General features: G+C 61.8%; 21 protein-coding genes. 10 read left to right on the plus strand and 11 right to left on the minus strand.

Annotated elements, in window-relative coordinates:
• Positions 1-259: 259 nt before the first annotated feature.
• The 8 genes from KUG85_RS05520 (at position 260) to KUG85_RS05555 (ending at position 9,596) form a co-directional block, all read left to right on the plus strand.
• Positions 260-1,519 (plus strand): SAM-dependent methyltransferase, encoded by a 1,260-nt coding sequence (locus KUG85_RS05520; protein WP_065818319.1) that lies wholly within the window; start codon positions 260-262, stop codon positions 1,517-1,519.
• A gap of 232 nt (positions 1,520-1,751) precedes the next feature.
• Entirely contained in the window at positions 1,752-3,245 is a 1,494-nt protein-coding gene (locus KUG85_RS05525; protein WP_007007704.1) for a replicative DNA helicase, read from the plus strand.
• A gap of 27 nt (positions 3,246-3,272) precedes the next feature.
• Positions 3,273-4,448, plus strand: coding sequence for an alanine racemase (gene alr / locus KUG85_RS05530; protein WP_223004410.1), 1,176 nt, complete (start codon positions 3,273-3,275; stop codon positions 4,446-4,448).
• On the plus strand, positions 4,448-5,836 hold the full coding sequence (radA, locus tag KUG85_RS05535; RefSeq protein ID WP_007007706.1) for a DNA repair protein RadA: 1,389 nt from the start codon (positions 4,448-4,450) through the stop codon (positions 5,834-5,836). The genes alr and radA overlap by 1 nt, the downstream gene beginning before the upstream one ends.
• An 87-nt stretch (positions 5,837-5,923) precedes the next feature.
• A complete protein-coding gene (locus KUG85_RS05540) occupies positions 5,924-6,463 on the plus strand; it encodes a CvpA family protein (protein ID WP_007007707.1) in 540 nt (179 codons plus the stop codon).
• Between the two features lie 42 nt (positions 6,464-6,505).
• On the plus strand, positions 6,506-7,981 hold the full coding sequence (gene purF / locus KUG85_RS05545) for an amidophosphoribosyltransferase (RefSeq protein ID WP_223004411.1): 1,476 nt from the start codon (positions 6,506-6,508) through the stop codon (positions 7,979-7,981).
• A complete protein-coding gene (locus KUG85_RS05550; RefSeq protein WP_223004412.1) occupies positions 7,978-8,727 on the plus strand; it encodes an SDR family NAD(P)-dependent oxidoreductase in 750 nt (249 codons plus the stop codon). Before purF ends, KUG85_RS05550 begins: the two co-directional genes overlap by 4 nt.
• Before the next feature lie 203 nt (positions 8,728-8,930).
• Entirely contained in the window at positions 8,931-9,596 is a 666-nt protein-coding gene (locus tag KUG85_RS05555; RefSeq protein WP_065818323.1) for a 1-acyl-sn-glycerol-3-phosphate acyltransferase, read from the plus strand.
• 9 nt (positions 9,597-9,605) lie between these two features.
• Here KUG85_RS05555 and pssA read toward each other — a convergent pair whose 3' ends face one another.
• From pssA to KUG85_RS05580, 5 genes are all read right to left on the minus strand, one after another.
• Positions 9,606-10,430 (minus strand): CDP-diacylglycerol--serine O-phosphatidyltransferase, encoded by an 825-nt coding sequence (gene pssA / locus KUG85_RS05560; protein ID WP_223004413.1) that lies wholly within the window; start codon positions 10,428-10,430, stop codon positions 9,606-9,608.
• Entirely contained in the window at positions 10,430-11,128 is a 699-nt protein-coding gene (locus tag KUG85_RS05565) for a phosphatidylserine decarboxylase (RefSeq protein WP_065818325.1), read from the minus strand. Before KUG85_RS05565 ends, pssA begins: the two co-directional genes overlap by 1 nt.
• Before the next feature lie 153 nt (positions 11,129-11,281).
• Positions 11,282-13,159: an ABCB family ABC transporter ATP-binding protein/permease gene (locus KUG85_RS05570; RefSeq protein ID WP_223004414.1), complete on the minus strand. Its 1,878-nt coding sequence runs from the start codon at positions 13,157-13,159 to the stop codon at positions 11,282-11,284.
• A complete protein-coding gene (locus tag KUG85_RS05575) occupies positions 13,149-13,466 on the minus strand; it encodes an ArsR/SmtB family transcription factor (protein ID WP_223004415.1) in 318 nt (105 codons plus the stop codon). Before KUG85_RS05575 ends, KUG85_RS05570 begins: the two co-directional genes overlap by 11 nt.
• Positions 13,467-13,588: 122 nt before the next feature.
• Entirely contained in the window at positions 13,589-15,076 is a 1,488-nt protein-coding gene (locus KUG85_RS05580; RefSeq protein ID WP_223004416.1) for an Ig-like domain-containing protein, read from the minus strand.
• 110 nt (positions 15,077-15,186) lie between these two features.
• Here KUG85_RS05580 and KUG85_RS05585 point away from each other — a divergent pair, with 110 nt between their 5' ends.
• Positions 15,187-15,798, plus strand: coding sequence for an LOG family protein (locus KUG85_RS05585; RefSeq protein ID WP_223004417.1), 612 nt, complete (start codon positions 15,187-15,189; stop codon positions 15,796-15,798).
• 288 nt (positions 15,799-16,086) lie between these two features.
• On the opposite strand, the gene rarD is transcribed toward KUG85_RS05585, so the two are convergent.
• The 6 genes from rarD to cysS form a co-directional block, all read right to left on the minus strand.
• Positions 16,087-17,013, minus strand: a complete 927-nt coding sequence (gene rarD / locus KUG85_RS05590) for an EamA family transporter RarD (protein ID WP_223004418.1) — start codon at positions 17,011-17,013, stop codon at positions 16,087-16,089.
• A 111-nt stretch (positions 17,014-17,124) separates the two neighbouring features.
• Complete coding sequence (cimA, locus tag KUG85_RS05595; RefSeq protein ID WP_223004419.1) at positions 17,125-18,756, minus strand: citramalate synthase; 1,632 nt, start codon at positions 18,754-18,756, stop codon at positions 17,125-17,127.
• Complete coding sequence (gene pip / locus KUG85_RS05600) at positions 18,753-19,706, minus strand: prolyl aminopeptidase (protein ID WP_223004420.1); 954 nt, start codon at positions 19,704-19,706, stop codon at positions 18,753-18,755. The genes cimA and pip overlap by 4 nt, the downstream gene beginning before the upstream one ends.
• Positions 19,699-20,211, minus strand: coding sequence for a GFA family protein (locus tag KUG85_RS05605; RefSeq protein ID WP_223004514.1), 513 nt, complete (start codon positions 20,209-20,211; stop codon positions 19,699-19,701). Before KUG85_RS05605 ends, pip begins: the two co-directional genes overlap by 8 nt.
• Before the next feature lie 117 nt (positions 20,212-20,328).
• On the minus strand, positions 20,329-20,712 hold the full coding sequence (locus KUG85_RS05610) for a VOC family protein (protein ID WP_223004421.1): 384 nt from the start codon (positions 20,710-20,712) through the stop codon (positions 20,329-20,331).
• On the minus strand, positions 20,709-22,184 hold the full coding sequence (cysS, locus tag KUG85_RS05615; protein WP_223004422.1) for a cysteine--tRNA ligase: 1,476 nt from the start codon (positions 22,182-22,184) through the stop codon (positions 20,709-20,711). Before cysS ends, KUG85_RS05610 begins: the two co-directional genes overlap by 4 nt.
• A gap of 447 nt (positions 22,185-22,631) precedes the next feature.
• Between cysS and KUG85_RS05620 the strand changes: the two genes are divergently transcribed.
• Positions 22,632-22,790 carry a transcriptional regulator gene (locus KUG85_RS05620; RefSeq protein ID WP_141686065.1) on the plus strand — a complete coding sequence of 53 codons (159 nt, stop codon included), beginning with the start codon at positions 22,632-22,634 and terminating at the stop codon, positions 22,788-22,790.
• Positions 22,791-22,870 lie beyond the last annotated feature (80 nt).

The raw sequence follows: 22,870 nt of genomic DNA on the forward strand, positions 1-22,870 counted from the left end.
TGGAATTGCTTTCAAAGCCGGGCGCGCGCCCGGCTTTTTTGTTGCCAGCGGTTGCGCCATCAATTGTTTTGATCGTGACTTTTATACTTTGAATATCTTGGACGAAGAGCCCGGATTTCCACGCTTCCGCGAGACCTCAATGGCAAGAAGCGGCAAGAGTATTCATCCGGCTAACGGCCAATGAAGGTCTGGCCCCTTTTCAACCATCGCAGAATTGTTTCATACTTACAGCCTCCCGAGACTTTTTGGGGGTTATGCGATGAACTGGTTGCTCGAAAGATTCGTTTCTCGCCTCGTCCGCAAAGGGAAGCTTTGCATCACCGATGCGGCAGGGAAACTGCGTGTTTTCGGCGATGGGAGCGGCGATCCGGTCCATATTGTCATTCACACGGCGGCCGCCGAACGCGCCATCGCGATCGATCCGACGCTGGCGGTGCCGGAGCGCTATATGGATGGCGAGATCGACATCGTGGAAGGAGACCTTCTCTCTTTCCTTCAGCTCGTGTACTCCAACATGGACGAAACAGGCTCGCAGCTCTTTCTCGTCAAGCTCGGAGAGGCGCTGCGTCATCCCTTCCGCCGTCTGCAGCAATGGAACACGGCTGCGCGCGCCAAACGAAACGTCCACCGGCACTACGACCTCTCGGAAGAGCTTTATCGTCTCTTCCTCGATGAGGACATGCAGTATTCCTGTGCCTATTTCGAAACACCCGAGGTCTCGCTCGAGGAAGCACAGAGGGCCAAGAAACGCCATATCATGGCGAAGCTGGCGCTGGAGCGGGGACAGAAGGTGCTGGACATCGGCTGCGGCTGGGGCGGACTGGGCCTCGACATTGCACGCCAGTTCGACGCCAATGTGCTCGGGGTGACGCTGTCCGAAGAACAACACCGGGTGGCCAGCAGCCGCGCGCGTGATCAGAAACTCTCGAACAGGGCGCGGTTCGAAATTGTCGACTATCGCTCGCTCAAGGGGCCGTTTGACCGAATCGTGTCGGTCGGCATGTTCGAGCATGTGGGCATCAACCACTATCGCACCTTCTTCGACCAGAGCGCCCGTCTTCTCGCAGATGACGGCGTGATGCTGCTGCACACGATCGGGCGCTCCGCGCCGCCGGCGGCAACGAACGCGTTCATTCGCAAATACATCTTCCCCGGCGGCTATATTCCGGCGCTGTCGGAGGTGATGCCGGCGATCGAACGGTCCGGTCTGATCGTTACCGATGTGGAAATCCTCCGTCTGCACTATGCCGAAACCCTGAAGCACTGGCAGGCACGGTTCCAGAAAAACCGCGCCAGGGCGGTGGAGATCTACGACGAGCGTTTCGCCCGCATGTGGGAATTCTACCTGGCCGGCTCTGAGGCATCGTTCCGATGGCAGGAGATGGTGGTCTTCCAGATTCAGCTCACCAAGAAGCGTGAAACCCTGCCCGTGACCCGAACCTATATCGGCGAAACCGAGAAACAGCTCGCCGATGCGGACGGCAAGGGGCCTGGAAAGTTCACGCAGGCGGCCGAATAGACGTATAATCGACCCATAATGCGATTCGGCCGCTGCGGCTTGGCAATCACGGTCAAGCTTATCCTGAAAGTTGCCCACAACTGCGGCACGCGACTGTGAATCGCGGTCACATACCATCTCCGCGCTTTCACCTTTTCCGAAGAGAAGGTACGAAAGTGGCTGGGGGTGCCGGGACGTTCATGTCTTTCGTTTGTCCGGGCGCGAATGACAGAGAAACACCGGAACAAAAATGATGGCAGAGGCGGCAGTCCGCAAACTTGAAACGGCGGAAACCCAGCTTTATCGGGAAGCACCAAACAATATCGAAGCAGAGCAGGCGCTGCTCGGCGCCATTCTGGTGAACAACGACGCACTTTATCGCGTGTCCGATTTCCTGAAGCCGGTTCATTTTTACGAGCCCCTGCACCGCAAGATTTTCGAAGTTGCGGGCGAGCTCATCCGCATGGGCAAAACAGCCAACCCCGTTACGATCAAGACGTTTCTGCCCGCCGAAGAGAAGGTCGGCGAACTGACTGTTGCGCAATATCTGGCGCGCCTTGCGGCTGAAGCGGTCACCATCATCAATGCCGCCGACTATGGCCGTGCGATCTACGATCTTGCTATTCGCCGCGCACTGATCACGGTCGGCGAGGACATGGTCAACATCGCCTATGACGCGCCGGTGGACATGGCCCCGAACAAGCAGATCGAGGACGCGGAGCGGCGTCTTTTCGAACTGGCGGAAACCGGGCGCTATGATGGCGGGTTCGAGAGTTTTGGCGATGCGACCAAAATCGCCGTCGACATGGCGAATGCCGCCTTCATGCGCGACGGGCATCTCTCGGGAATTTCCACGGGCCTGCGCGACCTCGATGGGCGTATGGGCGGGCTCCAGTCCTCCGACCTGATCATCCTTGCCGGCCGCCCGGCCATGGGCAAGACCTCGCTCGTGACCAACATCGCCTTCAACATTGCAGCCGCCTATGAGCCGGCACAGCAGGCAGACGGCTCCTTTGCGGCTGCGAATGGCGGAGTGGTCGGCTTCTTTTCGCTGGAAATGTCGTCGGAGCAGCTCGCCACCCGTATCATTTCCGAGCAGACCGAAATCCCTTCCTCCAAGATCCGCCGCGGTGAGATCACGGAAACCGATTTCGAAAAGCTGGTGGCCTGCGCGCAGACGATGCAGAAGATTCCGCTCTTCATCGACCAGACGGGCGGCATCTCCATCGCCCAGCTTGCCGCCCGTGCCCGCCGCCTGAAACGCCAGCGCGGCCTCGATGTCATCATCATCGACTACGTACAGCTCATGCAGGGCTCGTCCGCAAAGTCCGCGCAGAACCGCGTGCAGGAAATCACCGAGATCACCACCGGCCTCAAGGCGCTCGCGAAAGAACTTTCGGTGCCGATCATCGCGCTGTCCCAGCTCTCGCGCCAGGTGGAGTCACGCGACGACAAGCGCCCGCAGCTTGCCGACCTGCGCGAATCGGGCTCCATCGAGCAGGACGCCGACGTTGTGCTTTTCGTCTATCGTGACGAGTACTATCTGAAGAACAAGGAACCGAAACCCGGTACCGAGGAGTATCTTCAGTGGGAAGCCGAGATGAACGAAGTGCGCGGCAAGGCCGAAGTGATCATTGCCAAGCAGCGTCACGGCCCGACAGGCACCGTGCAGCTTGCCTTCCAGGGCGAATTCACACGCTTCTCGGACCTTGCCGAAGAGGACCGTATGCCCGAGCGTTTTGAGTAACAGCACCTCTGCACAGGGATTAGCGCCATGACCCGTAACAACCCGCATTTGCGCGGCGCCGATCCCCGCGTGGCCGGGGGACGGCTGACGGTCGACCTCGACGCGCTGGCTGCCAATTACAGGTTCCTCGCCGAACAATCGACACCGGCCGAAGCCGCCGCCGTGGTGAAAGCCGACGCTTATGGGCTCGGCACCGGTCCGGTTGTCGAGGCGCTGGTTGCCGAAGGATGCCGCAAATTCTTCGTTGCCCTCCCCGAAGAGGGGCTTGCCGTTCGCAGGGCCGCTCCCGAAGCCGACATCTACGTCTTCAACGGTCTTTTCAGCTCCGAGGCTGCCTCCTTTTATCGTGAAGGGCGCCTTCTGCCGGTTTTGAACTCGCAATCCGACCTCGCCATATGGGAAGCCCATGGCTGGGACGACGAAGACACGCCACGCCCATGCGCGCTGCATGTCGAAACCGGCATGAACCGGCTCGGGCTCACCCCCGAACGCGCCCGCATACTGGCGCAGGAGAATGCGCTGACCGGGGCTTTGTCGCCGCGGCTGATCCTCAGCCATCTGGCCTGTGCCGACACGCCAGATCATCCGATGAACCGGCAACAACTCGAATCATTTCAGGCACTTTGCGAGCTTTTTCCAGATGCTGAATCAAGTCTGGCGAACTCCGCGGGCATCTTTCTGGGTGGCGAGTTCCTGTGCGATGTGACGCGCCCCGGCGTGGCACTTTACGGTAGCAATCCCGTAAGCGGCACCGAAAACCCCATGCGCCCCGTGGCAAGCGTGCATTCGCGTATCGCACAACTGCGCCATGTGCCGGTCGGCGGCACCGTCAGCTATGGGGCGACCCCGCTCGACCGGGACACGCTCGTTGCCGTAACCGCCACGGGCTATGCAGACGGCTACCATCGCTCCGGCTCCGGTGCCGGCGTGCCGCTGCGCGCTGCCGTGCCTGAAGGCGCATTCGGGTTCATCGAGGGGCAGCGCGTGCCGGTGCTCGGCCGCGTCACCATGGACCTTACGCTTTTCGATGTGACCGATCTTGGACCCGACGCCCTGCAGGTGGGCGATTTCATCGAGCTCATGGGCCCCAACCTCCCGGTGGACGAGCTGGCTGCCGCCTGCGGGACGATCTCCTACGAGCTTCTGACCGCGCTGGGGCATCGTTTCGAACGCCATTATGTGCGCGGCGGGGACCGCATCTGATGGCCCGCGCGCGCGTTCAGTTCATCTGCCAGAACTGCGGCACGGTGCACGCGCGCTGGGCCGGCAAGTGCGACGGCTGCGGCGCCTGGAACACACTTGTCGAGGAAGGCACCTCCAGCGGGATCGGTTCCGGCCCCCAGGCGGCCTCGCGCAAGGCCCGCAAGGGGCGTGCGGTGGCGCTGACCACGCTTTCGGGCGACATCGAGGACGCGCCGCGAATCACCACCGGAATTGGCGAGCTCGACCGGGTGACCGGTGGCGGCTTCGTGCGCGGCTCGGCGCTGCTCGTGGGCGGAGATCCGGGCATCGGCAAGTCCACCCTGCTCACCCAGGCTGCGGCCGCCCTTGCCGCGCGCGGCCACCGCATCGTCTATGTATCGGGCGAGGAGGCGGTGGCGCAGATCCGCCTGCGCGCGCAGCGCCTGGATGTGGCGCAGCAGCCGGTGGAACTGGCAGCCGAGACCAACGTCGAGGATATTCTGGCGACCATCGAGGACGGCAAGCGCCCTGATCTCGTCATTCTGGATTCCATCCAGACGCTGTGGACCGACATGGCCGAATCCGCGCCCGGCACGGTGACGCAGGTGCGCGCGTCGGCACAGGCCATGATCCGCTATGCGAAATCGACCGGCGCCGCGGTGGTTCTGGTCGGTCACGTGACCAAGGAAGGCCAGATCGCCGGCCCGCGCGTTGTGGAGCACATGGTGGATGGGGTTCTCTATTTCGAAGGTGAAGGCGGGCACCACTACCGCATCCTGCGCACGGTGAAGAACCGCTTCGGCCCAACCGACGAGATCGGCGTGTTCGAAATGGGCGACAGGGGCCTGCGCGAGGTCTCCAACCCGTCGGAGCTGTTTCTGGGCGAGCGCAGCGCGGCAGCGCCCGGTGCCGCCGTCTTCGCCGGTATGGAAGGCACACGACCGGTTCTTGTGGAAATCCAGGCACTTGTTGCCCCCTCGCCGCTCGGCACACCGCGCCGCGCCGTGGTGGGATGGGATTCTGCCAGACTTTCCATGGTCTTGGCCGTTCTGGAAGCCCATTGCGGGGTGCGTTTTGCGACCCATGACGTGTATCTGAACGTGGCTGGCGGCTACCGGATTTCGGAGCCGGCAGCCGACCTTGCGGTGGCGGCGGCGCTCGTCTCATCACTCACCGGGCTTGCCCTGCCCGCCGATTGCGTCTATTTCGGCGAAATCAGCCTTTCGGGCGCTGTCAGACCCGTTGCGCATGCAGCGAGCCGTCTCAAGGAAGCCGAAAAGCTCGGCTTCGCCCAAGCGGTCATGCCGCCGGGCAATGAAGACGGTTCGGGTGCGATCGCATCGCGGGCGGCGCGCCCCGAAGCGCTGGCCGAACTGGTGGCCCGGATCGCGGGCGCCAAGGCGGCCTGAATAAATCGATTGGCGGCACAGTGGCCCGGAAGATAAAGAACATGACCTTGCGGGGGCATCCTAACTGCCAAAGGAGTAGGGGTGACAATGCCAATCACGTTGCTTGACGGAATTCTTGTCGGCTTCACGCTCGTTTCGGCCATGCTGGCCATGGTGCGCGGTTTCTCGCGCGAGGTGCTGTCGATCGCTTCGTGGGCGGCGGCTGCGGTGGCGGCCTATTATTTTCATCCACTGGTTCTGCCCTATGTGAAGCCCTATATCAGCAATGACATGCTGGCCCTGGCCGTTGCGGCAGCAGCCGTCTTCCTCGTGGCGCTGATCGTGGTGACGATCATCACGATGAAGATCGCGGATTTCATCATCGATTCGCGCATTGGCGCGCTCGACCGCACACTTGGCTTCCTCTACGGTGCCGCACGCGGTATTCTGGTGGTGGCGGTTGCGCTTCTGTTTCTCAACTGGCTGATGGGTGCGAACCCGCCGAGCTGGGTTGCGGAAGCCAAATCCCGGCCATTGCTGGATGGCGTGGGTCAGTGGATCCAGGCCATGCTTCCGGACGATCCGGACAACACGGTTTTCGATCGCCTCACCAATGGCGCATCCGGCGAGGGCGAAACCGCAAACTGACGGTCGCGGGCCGTCTGTGTCACAATGAAAGGGCGGCCAGAAATGGCACTGGAAGACAATTTGCCTCTCGCAGGCGAAGCGGACGACCATTTTCATGATGAATGCGGCGTGTTCGGCATTTTCGGACGCAGTGACGCCGCGGCTATCGTAACGCTTGGCCTGCATGCCTTGCAGCACCGCGGACAGGAAGCAGCCGGCATCGTCTCCTTCGACGGCACCCAGTTCCACGTGGAGCGCCATATCGGCCTGATCGGCGATACGTTTACCAAACAGTCGGTCCTGGACCGCCTGAACGGCAGCCGCGCCATCGGCCATACGCGCTATGCGACGACTGGCGGCTCGGGCCTGCGCAACGTCCAGCCCTTCTTTGCCGAATTGTCGGACGGCGGTCTTGCCATCGCCCACAATGGCAACATTACCAATGCCATGACCGTGCAGCGCAAGCTGCAGAAGGAAGGGGCGATCTTCTCGTCCACCTCCGATACCGAGACGGTTCTGCACCTTGTTGCCACCAGCAAGGAACGCGACACGAACACGCGCTTCATCGAAGCGGTGCGGCAGATCGAGGGTGCCTTCTCGATTGTCGCTCTTACCTCGAAAAAGATGATCGGCTGCCGCGATCCGCTGGGCATACGCCCGCTGGTTCTGGGCGATCTCGACGGCGCTTACATCCTGGCCTCGGAGACCTGCGCGCTCGACATCATCGGCGCCCGCTTCGTCCGTGATTTGAAACCGGGCGAGATGGTGGTCGTGACCGAAAAGGGCATCGAGAGCTTCTTCCCCTTTGAAAACAAGGAGAAGCCGCGCTTCTGCATCTTCGAGTATGTCTATTTCGCGCGGCCGGACTCCCTCGTCGAGGGACGCAATGTCTACGACGTGCGCAAGGAAATCGGCGCGGAGCTGGCGCGCGAAATGCCGGTCGAGGCCGATATTGTCGTGCCCGTGCCGGATTCAGGCACGCCCGCCGCCATCGGTTATGCGCAGGCAGCCGGCCTCCCCTTCGAACTCGGCATCATCCGCAACCACTATGTGGGACGCACCTTCATTCAGCCGACCGATTCCATCCGCCATATGGGCGTGAAACTGAAGCACAATGCAAACCGCCGCTGCATCGAGGGCAAGCGGGTTGTGCTGGTGGATGACTCCATCGTGCGCGGTACCACGAGCCAGAAGATCGTGCAGATGGTGCGCGATGCAGGCGCGGCCGAAGTGCATATGCGCATCGCATCGCCACCCACGCGTTCGCCCTGCTTCTACGGCGTCGACACGCCGGAAGCGGCCAAACTTCTCGCCTCGCGCATGTCGGTCGAGGAGATGGCCGACTTCATACGGGTCGATTCGCTTGCCTTCCTGACCATTGACGGGCTCTACCGCGCGGTCGGAGAGGCAGCACGCAATGCCGAGCAGCCGCAATATTGCGATGCCTGCTTCACCAAGGACTACCCGACGCGGTTGACCGATCACGACAGCACAGACAATGTGCGCACGCTTTCCCTTCTCGCAGCAGGCGGTCAATGACAGATAAAAAACCAGACCTGAAAGGCCGGCTGGCTCTCGTCACCGGCGCATCCCGCGGCATCGGCTATTTTCTGGCAAAAGAGCTTGCAGCCTGCGGCGCGCATGTCGTCGCCGTGGCGCGCACTGTCGGCGGTCTTGAAGAGCTCGACGACGAGATCAAGGCTGCGGGCGGCGAAGCCACGCTCGTTCCGCTCGACCTGACCGACATGGCCGGTATCGACCGGATTGGCGGCGCCATTCACGAGCGCTGGGGCAAGCTGGACATCATGGTCGCCAATGCGGGCATTCTCGGCGTGATCGCGCCGCTTGGCCATGTGGAGGCGAAGGTCTTCGAAAAGGTCATGAACATCAATGTCACCGGCACATGGCGGCTGATCCGGACGGTGGACCCGCTGCTGCGCGCTTCGGACGCGGGGCGTGCGATCGTGATGTCATCGGGGGCGGCACACTCCGCACGGGCATTCTGGGGGCCCTACGCGGCCTCAAAGGCGGCCGTCGAGGCGATGGCGCGCTCCTGGGCCGACGAGACCAAGAACATGCCGCTGCGGGTCAACTCGGTAAACCCGGGCGCGACCCGCACAGCCATGCGTGCGCAGGCCATGCCGGGCGAAGATCCCGAGACGTTGCCGCATCCTTCTGAAGTGGCAGCCAAAATCCTGCCGCTTGCGAGCCCGGAATTGACGGAAACAGGCCTGATCTTCGACGTAAAGAAAAATCATTTTACACGTTACCAGATGCCTCAGTGAGGCGGACACAGGCTCCGTTTCAGACCAGACTTCGCGATTGACCTGCCGGACGCTTTCGTTACCTTTCCACGCGGCAGCGGACGAAGACGCCGCGCCGAAAGGGGCTGCGGAAGGGACAGCGTTCGATACGCAATTGACCCGAACGTAGACATTGATGCCGGACTTTGCCGACAGGTGAAGAACCGGCGATTGGGAGATGCGGCATGATACTGATCATCGAATTCGTGCTGCTTGTCCTGGCGGTCTGGGCCGTCATGGCAGGCATCGTCCAGTATCGGCGCGGCGTCAGCTTTCATCAGGCAGCGCTGCACGCGCCGCTAAAGCTTCTGTTTCGCATAAGCGACCGCGAGGTCGATGCGGCGCGAAAGGCCGATACACCGGTCATCTATGCCGTGTGGCATCAATCCGGTCTCGACCCGGCGACGATGCTTGCTCTTCTGCCCGACGACACGCTGCACATTCTCGATGAAGCATCGGCAAAGTCGCCCTTTCTCGAACCCTGGCGCGCGCTCGCGCGGACAATCGCCTTCAACGCACACCATGTTTTTGTCAGCCGCCGGCTCGTGCGCCGCCTCAGAGGCAATGGCCGGCTTGCCGTCTATATGCCCGACGACACCGACCCGGACACCAAGGCATTTCGCCTGTTTCGTGCCGTCGCGCGCATTGCGCTCAAGGCAGAGGCACATGTGGTTCCTGTCTATATGGAACGGCGCGGGTTCGTGCCCGCGCGCCACGTACGCACCCTGCCCCCGATGACAATCGAGGCATTGATTGCGCGCTCGGGCCGGGAAGACATGCGGGCTTCCGAAGCCCTGTTTGGACGGATGATCGAGGTGCGTGGCGTGTCAGTTCCGACGAGCGATGCCTGATACGCAGGATTATTCCTGCTCTCCGCCGGCTTCTTCCGCCGCTTTTTTGTCTTCCAGCTCCGCACGGCGGGCATAGGCACGCATGCTGAAGACAAGGAAGACCAGATAGCCAAGGGCTGAGACTGTAAGCGTCATCCAGGTGAAACTGGTCAGAAGAAGCACGTAGAGCGCCAGCCCCAGGATCAGCGGCAGAACATATTCGCGCGGAACCCGACTACCGGAACTCTTCCCCGAATAGACCGGCAGGCGGCTGACGAGCAGGAACCCGATCAGCACCGTATAGGCCGAAGCTGCAAAGGCCATGGTGGTGTCCGGCGCGATGCCGAGAAAGCCCAGATAGACTGGCAGGAGCACCAGTGCCGCTCCCGCCGGCGCGGGAACGCCGACGAAATAATCCGTATGCCAGGCGGGACGATCCGGATCGTCCAGCATGACATTAAAGCGTGCAAGCCGCAGGCAGCAGGCGATGGCGAAGAGAAGCGCGGCGATCCAGCCGAGCGCACCCGCCTGATCGAGCACATAGGCATAAAGAACCAGAGCCGGCGCGACGCCGAAATTGACGATGTCGGCCAGCGAATCCATCTGCGCGCCGAATTTCGACGAGGCCTTGAGCATGCGTGCCACGCGACCATCCACCGCGTCCAGAAACGCGGCAATCAGGACCATGACAACCGCCGTCTCGACGCGGTGCTCGAAAGCAAGCCTGATCCCGGAAAGCCCGGCACAGATGGCCAGAACGGTGATGACGTTCGGCACCAGCATGCGCAGCGGAATTTCACTGAGCTTGGGCCCGCCCCCGCCATGCGGTTCGAATGGTGGAAAGGGCCCCGCCATCAGGAAACCCTGACGATGGGCTGTTTCAGATCGCTCCCGAAAGCCGCAATGACAGTCTCGCCGCCAACCGCGGTCTGGCCGATCGCAACCCGTGGCACAGCACCTGCCGGAAGGTAGACGTCAACACGGGATCCGAAGCGGATCAGGCCGAACCGTTCGCCGACGGTGATCTGCCCGGGCGCCTCAGCCCAGCAGACGATGCGCCTCGCCACGAGCCCGGCGATCTGCACCACCGGAACCGGGCCGTGCGGGCTCTCGATCACGAGGCCGTTGCGCTCGTTCTCACTGCTCGCCTTGTCGAGTTCGGCGTTGAGAAACCGGCCCGGCCGATGCTCGATCAGGGAAATGCGGCCTCGCACCGGCGCACGGTTGATGTGGCAGGAGAAGACATTCATGAAAACGGAGATGCGGGTCATCTCCCCCTCGCCCATGCCAAGCTCTGCCGGCGGCACGGCGGGGCCAACGAAGGACACGACGCCATCGGCCGGCGCAATCACCAGATTGTCGTCGACGGGGGTCACGCGCTCGGGATCGCGGTAGAAATAGACGCACCAGGCCGTCAGGATCAGGCCGATCCAGAACAGCGGCCCCCAGATCAGCCCCAGGACAATGGTCGCGCCGGCGAAAGCCGCAATAAAGGGATACCCTTCGCGGTGGATCGGCACCAGCGTGTTGCGGATCGTGTCAATCAGGCTCATCGGCGGCCACTTTCAAATCGAATGAATGTGCCGCCTTGGTAACGGAATCCGGGTTCTCCCGCAACGCATCAACCGGGCTGCCGGCCCGTTTCCAACACCTGCGTGCCGTCGCCAAGCCCATGAAGTGGTTCAGGGAGGGAGCCGAGGCGCCCCTCAGTAAGCCGGCTGGCGGCGCACCACCACGCCCATTTCATCCGTTTCACGCGCCTTGCGCAGCCGCTCCTCGGCCTCGGTGGCTTCACGCTGACGGCTCCACATCTCCGCATAGAGCCCGCCGGCAGCCAGAAGGTCGGGGTGACGGCCGCGTTCGGCTATCTCCCCGCCTTTCAGCACGATGATCTCATCGGCGTTGATGACGGTGGACAGGCGGTGCGCGATGACGAGCGTTGTGCGGCCACGGCTGACCGTGTCGAGCGCTGCCTGAATTTCCTGCTCCGTGTGCGTATCGAGTGCCGAGGTCGCCTCATCCAGCAAGAGAATGGGCGGGGCCTTGAGAATGGTCCGGGCGATGGCGACACGCTGTTTTTCACCGCCGGAGAGCTTGAGCCCGCGCTCGCCCACCATCGTGCCATAGCCCTCCGGCAGGCTCTCGATGAAGGGGCCGATCTGTGCCATCTCGGCCGCGCTGCGCACCTCCTCATCGCTTGCGTCGGGCCTGCCATAGCGGATGTTATAAGCGATGGTGTCGTTGAAGAGCACTGTGTCCTGCGGCACCATGCCGATGGCCGCACGCAGGCTCTCCTGCGTCACGTCCTTCACGTTCTGCCCGTCTATGGTGATCTCGCCATTCTGGGCATCGTAGAAGCGGAAAAGCAGGCGCGAAATGGTGGATTTTCCGGCGCCGGAGGGACCAACCACGGCAACGGTCCTGCCTGCCGGGATCTCGAAGCTGATGCCCTTCAGGATCGGTCGTTCGGGATCATAGGAAAAGCGCACATTCTCGAAGCGAACATTGCCCTTCTCGACGGTCAGTATCTTTGCATCAGGCCTGTCGGTGACCTCGGCGCGAACGTCGAGCAGGTCGAACATCTGTTCGATGTCGGTCAGGCCCTGGCGTATTTCGCGATAGACAAAGCCGATGAAATTCAGCGGAATGGAAAGCTGCATCAGCATGGCATTGATGAAGACGAAATCGCCCACCGTCTGCGTGCCGCGCATCACTTCATAGGCGGACAGCCCCATGGCGGCGGTCATGCCAAGCCCCAGAATGACTCCCTGTCCGAAATTGAGCCAGCCGAGCGATGTCCAGGTGCGGGTTGCCGCGTCTTCGTAACGCGCCATGGAGCGATCGAAACGCCGTGCTTCCATGGCTTCGTTGTTGAAATATTTGACCGTTTCGAAATTGAGCAGGGAATCGATGGCCTTGGTGTTGGCGTCCGTATCGGAATCGTTCATCTGCCGGCGAATGCCGATGCGCCAGTCACTCGCCCGGATCGTGAACCAAGTGTAGAGCCATACCGTGACGGCGACAATCGCCACATAGATCCAGCCATAGGCGACGGCAAAAATGCCGGCGGCGAGGAAGAATTCCAGAACGGTGGGGATCGAGTTCAGGATCGTGAATCGAACGATCGTGTCGATGCCCTTGGTGCCGCGCTCGATGATGCGCGAAAGCCCCCCCGTGCGGCGCTCCAGATGGAAGCGCAGCGAAAGCTGATGCATGTGGACGAAGGTGCGGTGGGCGAGCTGGCGCACGGCGTGCTGCCCGACACTGGCAAAGAGCGCATCGCGCAACTGGTTGAAACCGAGCTGGACGACACGCACGACATTATAGGCCACGACGAGCATGATCGGGCCGGCCAGCATGGCCGGCAGAAAGCCCGGCGCTTCCCCCTCCCCGGAAAGGGCATTGGTGGCCCATTTGTAGAAATATGGGACAAAAACGAGGATGACCTTGGCAAGCACCAGGAAGAAGGCGGCAATGACGACACGCCGCTTCAGGTCGATCCGGTCGGATGGCCACATATAGGGCCACAGATTGCGCAGGGTCTGGAAGGTGGAGCCTTCGGCGGATACGGTCTTATTGTTCATTCGCTTCGGCCCCGTGGCTGGATGTTCTACTCTTCCTGGCATCGATACAGGTCTGTGTCAGACGCGCCAGGGCTTCTGTCAGGCCTGCAAGAGCCTCTGTGTCCACCTCATAGCGCGAGCTTTGCCGCTCAGGGCGCACATGCACCAGCCCCGCCTCCACAAGCACTTTCAGGTGCTGGGAAACCGTGGACTGCGCCAGATGCAGATGACGCACCACATCCTTGCAGCAGCACGCATCATAGCCCGAAAGATGCTTTAGTATCTCGACCCGCACAGGGTGAGACAGTGCGCTCAACCCCTTCGTCATGGCGTGATGCGCACAGCAGGCGCCTGACAACGAGCGTGGCATGGCAGAACCTTTCATCGTTCATCGGCGATATACGATGAAAGGTTCTGTGATTTCAAGAGAAAGAGGGAATTTAATGTCGGCTAATTGGCGTTTTCCGGCTTGACCATCTGATCTTCGATGGCCTCCATATCGGCCGCTTCGCCCTCCTCGGTGCTCTCCGGAACGGCAAAAACCTGCCCCGGCCAGATGCGGTCGGGATCCTCTATCTGGTCCTGGTTGGCCAGATAGAGCGTCGTGTAGCGGATGCCACGGCCATAGACGCGCCGGGAGATGTGCCAGAGCGTGTCGCCGCGACGAATGATGACCGAACCGTCCACCGGAGCGAGCTTTGGCGCTGTGGTCTTCGCATCAGGGCTCGCAGCCTCCACTGCCGCTTTGGGCTCCTGTGCAGGCTGCGAAGCCTCCGCCGACGGCAGGCGTGCATCCTTGCCGTCAACCGCATCGTTGCGCGCATCCGAACCGGAATCCGGCGCAGCGACGGCTGCAACCTGTTCCCCCTCGGCCCGTGTGAAAGGCACGGCGGCACGGGCAACGACCGTACGCCCATCGTCTGAAAGCATGTCAGCACGGACAATGTAGTCGCCAATGGGCAGTTCACGGGTGGCTTCGATCAGGAAACGCCCGTTCGGCGTGGTCACCGTCTCTCCGAGAAGGATCTGGTTCACATAGACACGGATCGTGCTGCCGGGACGTGCGGCGCCGGCCACGAAAACCTGGCGACCGTCAATCTCGACCGCTTCGATAAAGGGGGATCCTGCGGCTTCCGCCGCTGTGGTGGCTGGCGGTGACTCTTCCTCCGCCTGCGCGGCCTCTGCCGGCTTTTCGCCTTCGGCCTCGGTGGCGACCGGAGCCGACTCGCCCTGCGGTTTTTCTGCCGTGGCCGGCTGCTCCTGCCCGGTCAGGGCGGTCGCGGATGGCTCAGTCGCGACCTCAGCCTGTGTCTCGCTCTCGCCTTCCTGCGGCGCCTTTGCTTCGGGCACCGTGATCAGACGGCTCGGTGCGCCCGGCTGATCGACGAGGGCAAGCACCTGCCCCGCCTCGTCGTCGGGCACTGTGACGATTGCCGTTTCAAGGGACGTGGCGGCGAGATTGTCGGAGGTGGTGGCGCGCAGCACGATCTGGTAATCGCCCGGCTCGAGGGGGTCCTCGAGCACAGCCGCGAAGTCGCCCGACGCGCCGCTTGTGGCGGTTCCAAGAACGGTCGACCCATTGATGATCTCGACCCGCGCGTTGGGCTCTGCCTTGCCGGCGATCACCATGGAGCCGTTCGGCTCGACCCGCACGATATCGAAGGTTGGCGGGGCAATCTCCTGAGCCGGCTTCACCGGCTCGGAGGCATTTTCCTGACCGGCATCCTCCAGGCGCGCTTCCCTGGTGGCTGCACCCGAGTCCTGCTCATCCTGCTTCGCGGTCGCCGCCGGCGCGCCCGTCTCGGGAGACGGCGATGATGACAGGGCAGCCGGGCGTGGCTCCTGTGTGTCAAACGCGCCCAGAACATATGCGGCCCCGAGGCCCGCCACGACAGCGCCGGAGAGAAAAAGAAGCCCCTTTAAAGGTGTCAAGCCCATAAACCCACGATAGTCCCTTTGTGACAGGCTGTAACGCTTTTTCGCTCAAGCGACAAGAAAAAGCCTTTGTCCTCTTGACCATAACGGTAACGCAGACGAGCAATGGTTTCATGAGCATAATCGAGTCGGTATGCGTCTATTGCGGTTCAAGCAATGGGCGCGATGAACGTCATTTTCAGGCAGGACTGACGCTGGGGCGCAGTCTGGCGGAAGCCCGTTTGCGGCTGGTCTATGGCGCGGGTACCAAAGGTATCATGGGCGCAGTCGCCCGTGGTACGATGGATGCCGGCGGCGCGGTGACCGGGATCATTCCGAAATTCCTGATCCGCCGCGAGGCCAACGAGGTGGATCTGGCCGAGCTTGACGAACTCATCGTCACCGAGGACATGCACCAGCGCAAGCACACCATGTTCGAGCGCTCGGATGCGTTCGTCGCCCTGCCCGGGGGAATTGGAACGCTTGAAGAGATCGTTGAAATCATGACCTGGGCACAGCTTGCCCGGCATGAAAAACCGATGGTGTTCGCCAATATCGGCGGCTTCTGGAACCCGCTTCTGACGCTCGTCGATCACATGAAGCAGGAAGGCTTCGTGCATTCCGGCCACCGGGTCCGCCCGATCGTGGTGGATCAGGCGCAGGATATCGTTCCCGCAATCCTCAAGGCAGCCGCTCAGCGCGCGTCATCGAATGGTGAGGACCAGACGGTTATCGACCGGCTGTGACTGTCCACAGATTTCAGTGAACAGGGCGGGATTGTCATCCTGCCGTTACCCGATTGCAGTCTCGCTGTAACACTGGCCTGCTTCGATCCGGTTGCGCGGTGCATGGCCTATGTATCCATCCACCATCCGGAGCTTGAACGTTCAGCGTTCTCCGGCTTCGCATGTTCCGCGCACGCCGTCCCTGACCCGTCGATGCCCGCCGCACCCCTTCCCGGCATCCCGGGTTTCATTCGCCGCCCCTCTGGGGCGGCTATTTTTTTGCCCGGCCCCCTGGCCCCCCTGGGGCGGCTATTTTTTTGCCCGGCGCGCGTCGCGCAGCATCGACCAGCTATAAAGGGCAAGGGCTGCCCAGATGAGAGCGAACGCCACCGCCTTGACGCCGCCGAACGGCTCCTTGAAGACGAATACAGCGATCAGGAAGATCATGGTCGGCGCGGTGTACTGCATGATGCCGATGGTGGAATAGCGCAGCAATTTGGCACCCATGGCGAACAGGATAAGCGGAATGGCCGTGACCGGGCCGCAGCCGATGAGCAGAGCGATGTCGGCCGGGTTCGAAAGCGTGAAATGCGCCTCGCCCGACGCGCCGAGCCAGATGAGATAGCCGAGAGCGGGCAGAGCAAGGATCAGGACTTCAAGGAAAAAGCCCTGGCTTGGCCCGATGGGCAGCGTCTTGCGCAGAATGCCGTAGGCCGCGAAGCTGAAGGCGAGGCTGAGGGACACCCAGGGCAGACCGCCCGCATCGGTCGTGAGGATCAGCACGGCAACGCCTGCAAGGCAGACGGCGGCAATCTGGTAACGGTTGAGGCGCTCGCCGAGAAAGAGCGCCGCCATGGCGATGCTGACAAGCGGGTTGATATAGTAGCCGAGGGCTGTCTCGACGGCACGGTCGACCGCGATCGCCCAGACATAGATGCCCCAGTTGCAGGAGATGATCGCCGCCGTCAGCGCTGCCATCAGCAATGTGCGCGGCGAGCGCAGCGCCTGGCGGATATCGGCCGTGCGTCCCAAAAAATAGAGGATGACCGCCGCCACAGGAAGAGACCATAGAACGCGGTGAGCCACCACCTCCATCGCCGGGATGTGGGAGACAAGCTTCATGTATAGCGGCAGGAAGCCCCACAGACCATAGGCAGACAGAGCGAAGAAGAAGCCGCGCGTCGCGTCGTTAGAGTCCGCCTCAAGCGGCTTTTCTGCTTCTGCTATCTCGGACATCTGCTTTCCATGAAAAGCCCGGCGGGGGTGACAGGCGTTCGATTATCCTGTCATACTGATCTGGATCGGCGCCATCTCATTTTATTGGTCCAGCGCATTCGCTCGTCTCGATCAGGCGGCGTTCTCTTCTGCGGCATCTGCCTTGTCCCGGTTCTTGACCAGTTTGTAGACGATGGAATCCATCAGGGCCTGGAACGACGCATCGATGATGTTGTCGGAGACACCGACGGTCCACCAGCGGGCGCCCGTCCCGTCGAAGGATTCGATCAACACGCGGGTTATCGCCTCGGTACCGCCGTTGAGGATACGCACCTTGTAGTCGGCCAGCGCCAGATCCGAAATTTCGGCCTGATACTTGCCGAGATCCTTGCGCAGGGCGATGTCGAGCGCGTTGACCGGCCCGTGACCTTCCGCGACCGACATGAGCGTCTCGCCGTCAACGGTCACCCGGACCACGGCTTCCGACACGGTTTTCAATTCGCCATTGGCATCGAACCGGCGCTCCACCATGCAGCGGAAACCGTCGACCCTGAAGAACTCCGGCACGCGGCCGAGCGTGCGCCGCGCGAGAAGTTCAAAGCTTGCATCGGCTCCTTCATAGGCATAGCCCTCGGCCTCCCGCTCCTTGACGAGCGCAATCAGCGTATCGAGGCGCGGGTCGGCCTTGTCGACGGCAACACCGCGGCGCTTTAGTTCGGCAATGAAGTTCGATTTCCCGCCCTGGTCCGAGACCATGACGCGACGGGTGTTGCCGACGCTCTCCGGCGGCACGTGCTCATAGGTTTCGGGCTCCTTGAGCACAGCAGAAGCGTGGATGCCGGCCTTGGTGGCGAAGGCCGATGCGCCGACATAGGGCGCCTGCGGCTCCGGCGCGCGGTTCAAAAGCTCGTCAAAACCGTGGGAAAGGCGCGAAAGATCGGCCAGTTTCTCGGTGGGAATGCCGGTCGTGAAGCGTTCCGCATAGGCGGGTTTGAGCGCCAGCGTCGGCAGGATCGTCACCAGATTGGCGTTGCCGCAGCGCTCGCCAATGCCATTGAGCGTGCCCTGTATCTGGCGCACGCCTGCCTCGACGGCGGCAAGCGAATTGGCCACGGCCTGGCCCGTGTCGTCATGAGCATGAATGCCCAGATGCGCGCCGGGAATGCCAGCCGCGATCACGGCACTCACGATTTCCCTGATCTCTGCCGGCTGCGTGCCGCCATTGGTGTCGCACAGCACCACCCAACGGCTGCCTGCATCATGGGCCGCCTTCGCGCAGGCCAGCGCGTAGTCCGGATTGGCCTTGTAGCCATCGAAGAAATGCTCACAGTCGACCATCGTCTCCTTGCCGGCGGCAACCGACGCCTCGACCGAGGCGGTGATCGATTCCAGATTTTCCTCATTGGTGCAGCCGAGCGCGACGCGCACATGGTAATCCCAGCTCTTGGCGACAAAGCAGATCGCATCGCTGGCCGACTGAAGCAGGGCCGCGAGGCCGGGATCATTGGAGGCGGAGACACCGGCGCGCTTGGTCATGCCGAAGGCGACAAAAGCGGCATTGCCGGTGCGCTTCTTCGAAAAGAAGGCCGTGTCGGTGGGGTTCGCGCCGGGATACCCGCCTTCCACATAATCGAAGCCGAAATCGTCGAGCAGCTTTGCCACGGCGATCTTGTCCTCGACGGAAAAATCCACGCCCGGCGTCTGCTGGCCATCGCGCAGCGTGGTGTCGAAAAGGTAGATACGTTCTCTTTTTGCCATGGTCATTTGCCTGCAAACTGGTCTGTTGCCCGGATCAGACGGTCGAGAATGCCCGGTTCTGAAAAGGCGTGCCCTGCCCCCTCGATCAGGTGGAATTCCGCGTCAGGCCAGGCCTTGTGCAATTGCCAGGCGTAGTGGGCCGGGCATGGCATGTCGTAGCGGCCGTGAACGATGACGCCGGGAATGCCGGTGAGCTTGTGGGCATCGCGCAGAAGCTGGCCTTCCTCAAACCAGCCGCCATGAACGAAGAAATGGTTTTCAATGCGGGCGAAGGCGATGGCGAAATCGTCGCCGCCATGCTGCTCCGTGAGGCCGGGATCGGGCAAAAGGGTGATGGTTTCCCCTTCCCACAGGCTCCATGCCTTTGCCGCCTCGAGCTGAACAGCACGATTCTCGGACACGAGGCGCCTGCGATAGGCGCCCATCAGGTCGCCGCGTTCGGCCTCCGGGATCGGGGCGATGAAGTGCTCCCACTTTTCAGGGAACATCTGCGATACGCCGAACTGGTAGTACCATTCAAGCTCCGCGCGGGTGAGCGTGTAGATGCCACGCAGGATCAGCTCGGAGACGCATTCGGGATGGGTCTCGGCATAGGCAAGCGCCAGTGTGGACCCCCAGGAGCCGCCAAAGACCTGCCATTTGTCGACGCCCATCATGTTGCGCAGCCGCTCGATGTCGGCCACCAGATGCCAGGTGGTGTTTGCCTCCAGCTCCGCATGGGGTTTCGAGCGCCCGCAGCCGCGCTGATCGAAGAGCACCACATCGTATTTTTCCGGATCGAACGCGCGGCGATGCGTGGGTGAACAGCCGCCGCCCGGGCCGCCATGCAGGAACACCGCCGGTTTTGCGCCACGCGTGCCCACGCGCTCCCAATAGACCGTGTGGCCATCGCCCACATCCAGCATACCGCTGTCGAAGGGCTCGATTTCAGGATAAAGCGTGCGCAATTCATTCATTCTCAGTGTCTTTCCGTGCGTTTTCAGGCAGCGGCCATTCGTCCGTGTCGTGATCGGGGTGCTGGTAGGAGACCAGGTCGCGCAGAAACTCCACCGCGTCCGCATCTTCCTCGGAGGTGTAACCCGGGAGGGCCGCGATGCCGTCGGTATAGGGCAACTTTCCTTCCATGCCCCACTGCACCACCGGCGCGATTTCCTCCGGATGGTCGAAGGCGGCGATGGCGATTGCCAGCCCGTCGGGCGCTTCATAGGTGAGCGGCGTGCCGCAGTGCGGGCAAAAGCCCCGCCGCACATGGCTGGACGACTGGAAGCGCTTGGGTTCGGCGCGTGTCCAGGTGAGTTTCGCGCCACGCACCGAGACCAGCGGAAGCATGATGTTGCCGCTCGCCTTCTGGCACATGCGGCAATGGCAGACCGAAGCCTCGCCAAGCGCGCCTTCGATATGAAAACGCACCGCCCCACACTGGCAACCGCCGGAATAGACGGGCTTGTTGTCGAGGCTCATTCCCTGCCCTTTCTCCCAGAGTGCTTCCACTTTTGCCTGACGTGTAAAAGCGCTCAATCTTATCGTTCTTACGCAGTTCCGGACGGAAAACCGGTAGCCACTTTTCCTGGAATCGCTCTAGGCCGGCTTGTGACAGACGGCCTCCACATTGTTGCCGTCAGGGTCGAAAACGAAGGCGCCGTAATAGTCTGCATGGTAATGGGGGCGCGGGCCCGGTGCACCATTGTCGCGGCCACCGGCCTCGAGTGCTGCCTTATGGAAAGCGTCCACCTCCTCACGGGTGTTGGCCGTGAAGGCGACATGTTTCGGTTCGCCGGCGGGCGCGCCTTCCGTCAGCCAGAAGACCGGCCGGTCGCGGCCATAACCGCCGACCTTGACGCCATCGGTGTATTCCGGCGGCACCATCATCAGAAGCGACGCGCCGAGCGGAGCCATTGCCCTGTCGTAAAACGCCTTCGCACGCTCGAAATCCGCAACCTTGATGCCGATATGGTCGATCACCGTTTCACCTCCCATCTGGTGCGGCGTTCGCCGCTCTCCGTGTCCTTGTAGTCCATGAGCTGGACGCCCTGTGCGGCAAGTTCATCGCGGATGCGGTCGGCTTCGGCGAAGTTTTTCTCGCGCAACTGTGTGAGCCTCTTTTCCACCGCTGTTTCAACGAACCCGGTATCGATGGAGGCTTCCGACGCCTTGACGGCGAACCATTCGCTTTCCGTGTCTGCGAGCAGCCCGAGAAGACCCGCACTCGTTTTGAGAGCCTGTTTTGCCGCGCTGCTGCCTTTCGTCGCTTCGCTGCGCAATTCATGAAGGCTGGCAATGGCAGCGGTTGTTCCAAGATCGTCGCTGAGCGCGGCTATGGTGTCGGCGCATCCGATATCACCGGCTTCGGCATCGCCGACAGCCCGATACCACCCGTCGAGCACCGCCTCCGCCTCTTCGAGCTTGCGCACCGAAAAATCGATCGGCTCGCGGTAGTGCGTCATCAGCATTGCGAGACGCAAAACCTCGCCCGGCCATTTGCGGCCGCCGAATCTCTCCGTCTCCAGCAGTTCATGGATGGTGACGAAATTACCCTCGGATTTGGACATTTTCCGCCCCTCCACCTGGAGGAAGCCATTGTGCATCCAGTAATGCGCCATGACATCGCGGCCATGGGCGCAGCAGGATTGCGCGATCTCGTTTTCGTGGTGCGGGAAGATCAGGTCGAGGCCACCGCCGTGAATGTCGAACTCCTCGCCGAGATAGGCCGCAGACATGGCCGAGCACTCGATGTGCCAACCGGGGCGGCCGCGAATGGTCATTGCTGCGCCACGGATGGTGAAACGCGCGTCCCAGCCTGGCTCATCTGCCGATGACTGCTTCCAGAGGACAAAATCGGCCGGGTTCTTCTTGTGCGCCTCCACCGCAATGCGGGCGCCGGCCTGCTGGTCTTCCAGCCTGCGTTTCGAAAGCCCGCCATAGGCGGGCATGGAGGCTGTGTCGAAAAGGATTTCTCCTTTCGCTTCATAGGCATGGCCGCGATCGATGAGAGATTGAATCAGGCTGGCCATATCCGTCAATCCGTCCGCGCGCGGCAGGACGAAGTCGGTGGCACGCGGCTCGATGGTCGGCTTCAGGCAGCCGAGGGCGGCAACGTCCGCATGATACTGGTCGGCCGTTTTCTGCGTGACTTCGCGGATCGCCTCATTGAGCGGCAGGTCGGGATAGTCGCGGCGGGCGCGCGCGTTGATCTTGTCATCAACGTCGGTGATGTTGCGCACATAGGTGACGTGGTCCTCGCCATAGAGATGACGCAGGAGACGGTAGAGAACGTCGAAAACGATGGCCGGACGCGCATTGCCGATATGGGCATAGTCGTAGACCGTCGGCCCGCACACATACATGCGGACTTTTTTCTCATCGATGGGGACGAAGTCCTCTTTGGCCCGCGTCAGCGTGTTGTAGACCCTGAGGCCCCTGAAACCGTTCGTCATCCTCGCCTTCCGTTTTCAACCCATCGCCATGCCGGAGCGGTGCGATATTGCGGGCACGGTTTGCTCCGGCCGTCTGGCCTGGGCGTTTTTCTCGTCGGGAAAGGAGGGCGAAAACGTCCGGACCAGCGATGAGGCGCTAGCCGATAATGCAAATACCGATAATGGTGCACAGCGTTTTCATAGGCGTTCTTATCGCCGCAGGTGGCAAATGCGTCAAGACTAAAAGCTGAAAGCCAAAAGGCTGGGGATCGCGGCGAAACCCGGCGTTGCGGCCCGAAAGAGGTATTGCAAGCAAAATGGCATTGTGAAGGAAATGTTAAGGCTGATGCGGCAATTTTAGGAATGCGTCTTCCGACGGGGCGGTCTGTCAAGATTTTGTCGGATTTGGTCCCCATCTGCGCGGAAGGGACGACAACGCGGAACCAAGGATTCGATATGCCCCGCGACATGAACAAGCCAGCAGAGTATACCGCCGAACAGGAAAAGCTCCTGCTTAGCCAGTATCACGCGGTTGGACCGGCAGCGATCAATGCCGCTCTGCAGTGCAAGGCCGAAAAGCCGGCACCGGCGCCGAAACAATCCCCTTACGACACGCAGACCGACTGAGGTTTCGCTCCGGTGTGACCGGAGCGGGTGGAAAGGGGCAGCACAGTTTCCAGACATTGCGAGAGCGATGCCAAGGATGA

Origin of the sequence: Nitratireductor rhodophyticola (assembly GCF_019891355.1) — a bacterium.
Taxonomy (GTDB): Bacteria; Pseudomonadota; Alphaproteobacteria; order Rhizobiales; family Rhizobiaceae; genus Nitratireductor; species Nitratireductor rhodophyticola.

Bases quoted from the DNA above. Each gene is read 5' to 3' on its own strand.
- KUG85_RS05570 (WP_223004414.1), bottom strand. From the start codon at position 13,159: ATGAACAATAAGACCGTATCCGCCGAAGGCTCCACCTTCCAGACCCTG.
- radA (WP_007007706.1), top strand. From the start codon at position 4,448: ATGGCCCGCGCGCGCGTTCAGTTCATCTGCCAGAACTGCGGCACGGTG.
- KUG85_RS05565 (WP_065818325.1), bottom strand. From the start codon at position 11,128: ATGAGCCTGATTGACACGATCCGCAACACGCTGGTGCCGATCCACCGC.
- alr (WP_223004410.1), top strand. From the start codon at position 3,273: ATGACCCGTAACAACCCGCATTTGCGCGGCGCCGATCCCCGCGTGGCC.
- pssA (WP_223004413.1), bottom strand. From the start codon at position 10,430: ATGGCGGGGCCCTTTCCACCATTCGAACCGCATGGCGGGGGCGGGCCC.
- KUG85_RS05520 (WP_065818319.1), top strand. From the start codon at position 260: ATGAACTGGTTGCTCGAAAGATTCGTTTCTCGCCTCGTCCGCAAAGGG.
- pip (WP_223004420.1), bottom strand. From the start codon at position 19,706: ATGAATGAATTGCGCACGCTTTATCCTGAAATCGAGCCCTTCGACAGC.
- KUG85_RS05525 (WP_007007704.1), top strand. From the start codon at position 1,752: ATGGCAGAGGCGGCAGTCCGCAAACTTGAAACGGCGGAAACCCAGCTT.
- KUG85_RS05605 (WP_223004514.1), bottom strand. From the start codon at position 20,211: ATGAGCCTCGACAACAAGCCCGTCTATTCCGGCGGTTGCCAGTGTGGG.
- rarD (WP_223004418.1), bottom strand. From the start codon at position 17,013: ATGTCCGAGATAGCAGAAGCAGAAAAGCCGCTTGAGGCGGACTCTAAC.
- KUG85_RS05575 (WP_223004415.1), bottom strand. From the start codon at position 13,466: ATGACGAAGGGGTTGAGCGCACTGTCTCACCCTGTGCGGGTCGAGATA.
- KUG85_RS05580 (WP_223004416.1), bottom strand. From the start codon at position 15,076: ATGGGCTTGACACCTTTAAAGGGGCTTCTTTTTCTCTCCGGCGCTGTC.
- KUG85_RS05540 (WP_007007707.1), top strand. From the start codon at position 5,924: ATGCCAATCACGTTGCTTGACGGAATTCTTGTCGGCTTCACGCTCGTT.
- KUG85_RS05620 (WP_141686065.1), top strand. From the start codon at position 22,632: ATGAACAAGCCAGCAGAGTATACCGCCGAACAGGAAAAGCTCCTGCTT.
- KUG85_RS05555 (WP_065818323.1), top strand. From the start codon at position 8,931: ATGATACTGATCATCGAATTCGTGCTGCTTGTCCTGGCGGTCTGGGCC.
- purF (WP_223004411.1), top strand. From the start codon at position 6,506: ATGGCACTGGAAGACAATTTGCCTCTCGCAGGCGAAGCGGACGACCAT.
- cysS (WP_223004422.1), bottom strand. From the start codon at position 22,184: ATGACGAACGGTTTCAGGGGCCTCAGGGTCTACAACACGCTGACGCGG.
- cimA (WP_223004419.1), bottom strand. From the start codon at position 18,756: ATGACCATGGCAAAAAGAGAACGTATCTACCTTTTCGACACCACGCTG.
- KUG85_RS05585 (WP_223004417.1), top strand. From the start codon at position 15,187: ATGAGCATAATCGAGTCGGTATGCGTCTATTGCGGTTCAAGCAATGGG.
- KUG85_RS05550 (WP_223004412.1), top strand. From the start codon at position 7,978: ATGACAGATAAAAAACCAGACCTGAAAGGCCGGCTGGCTCTCGTCACC.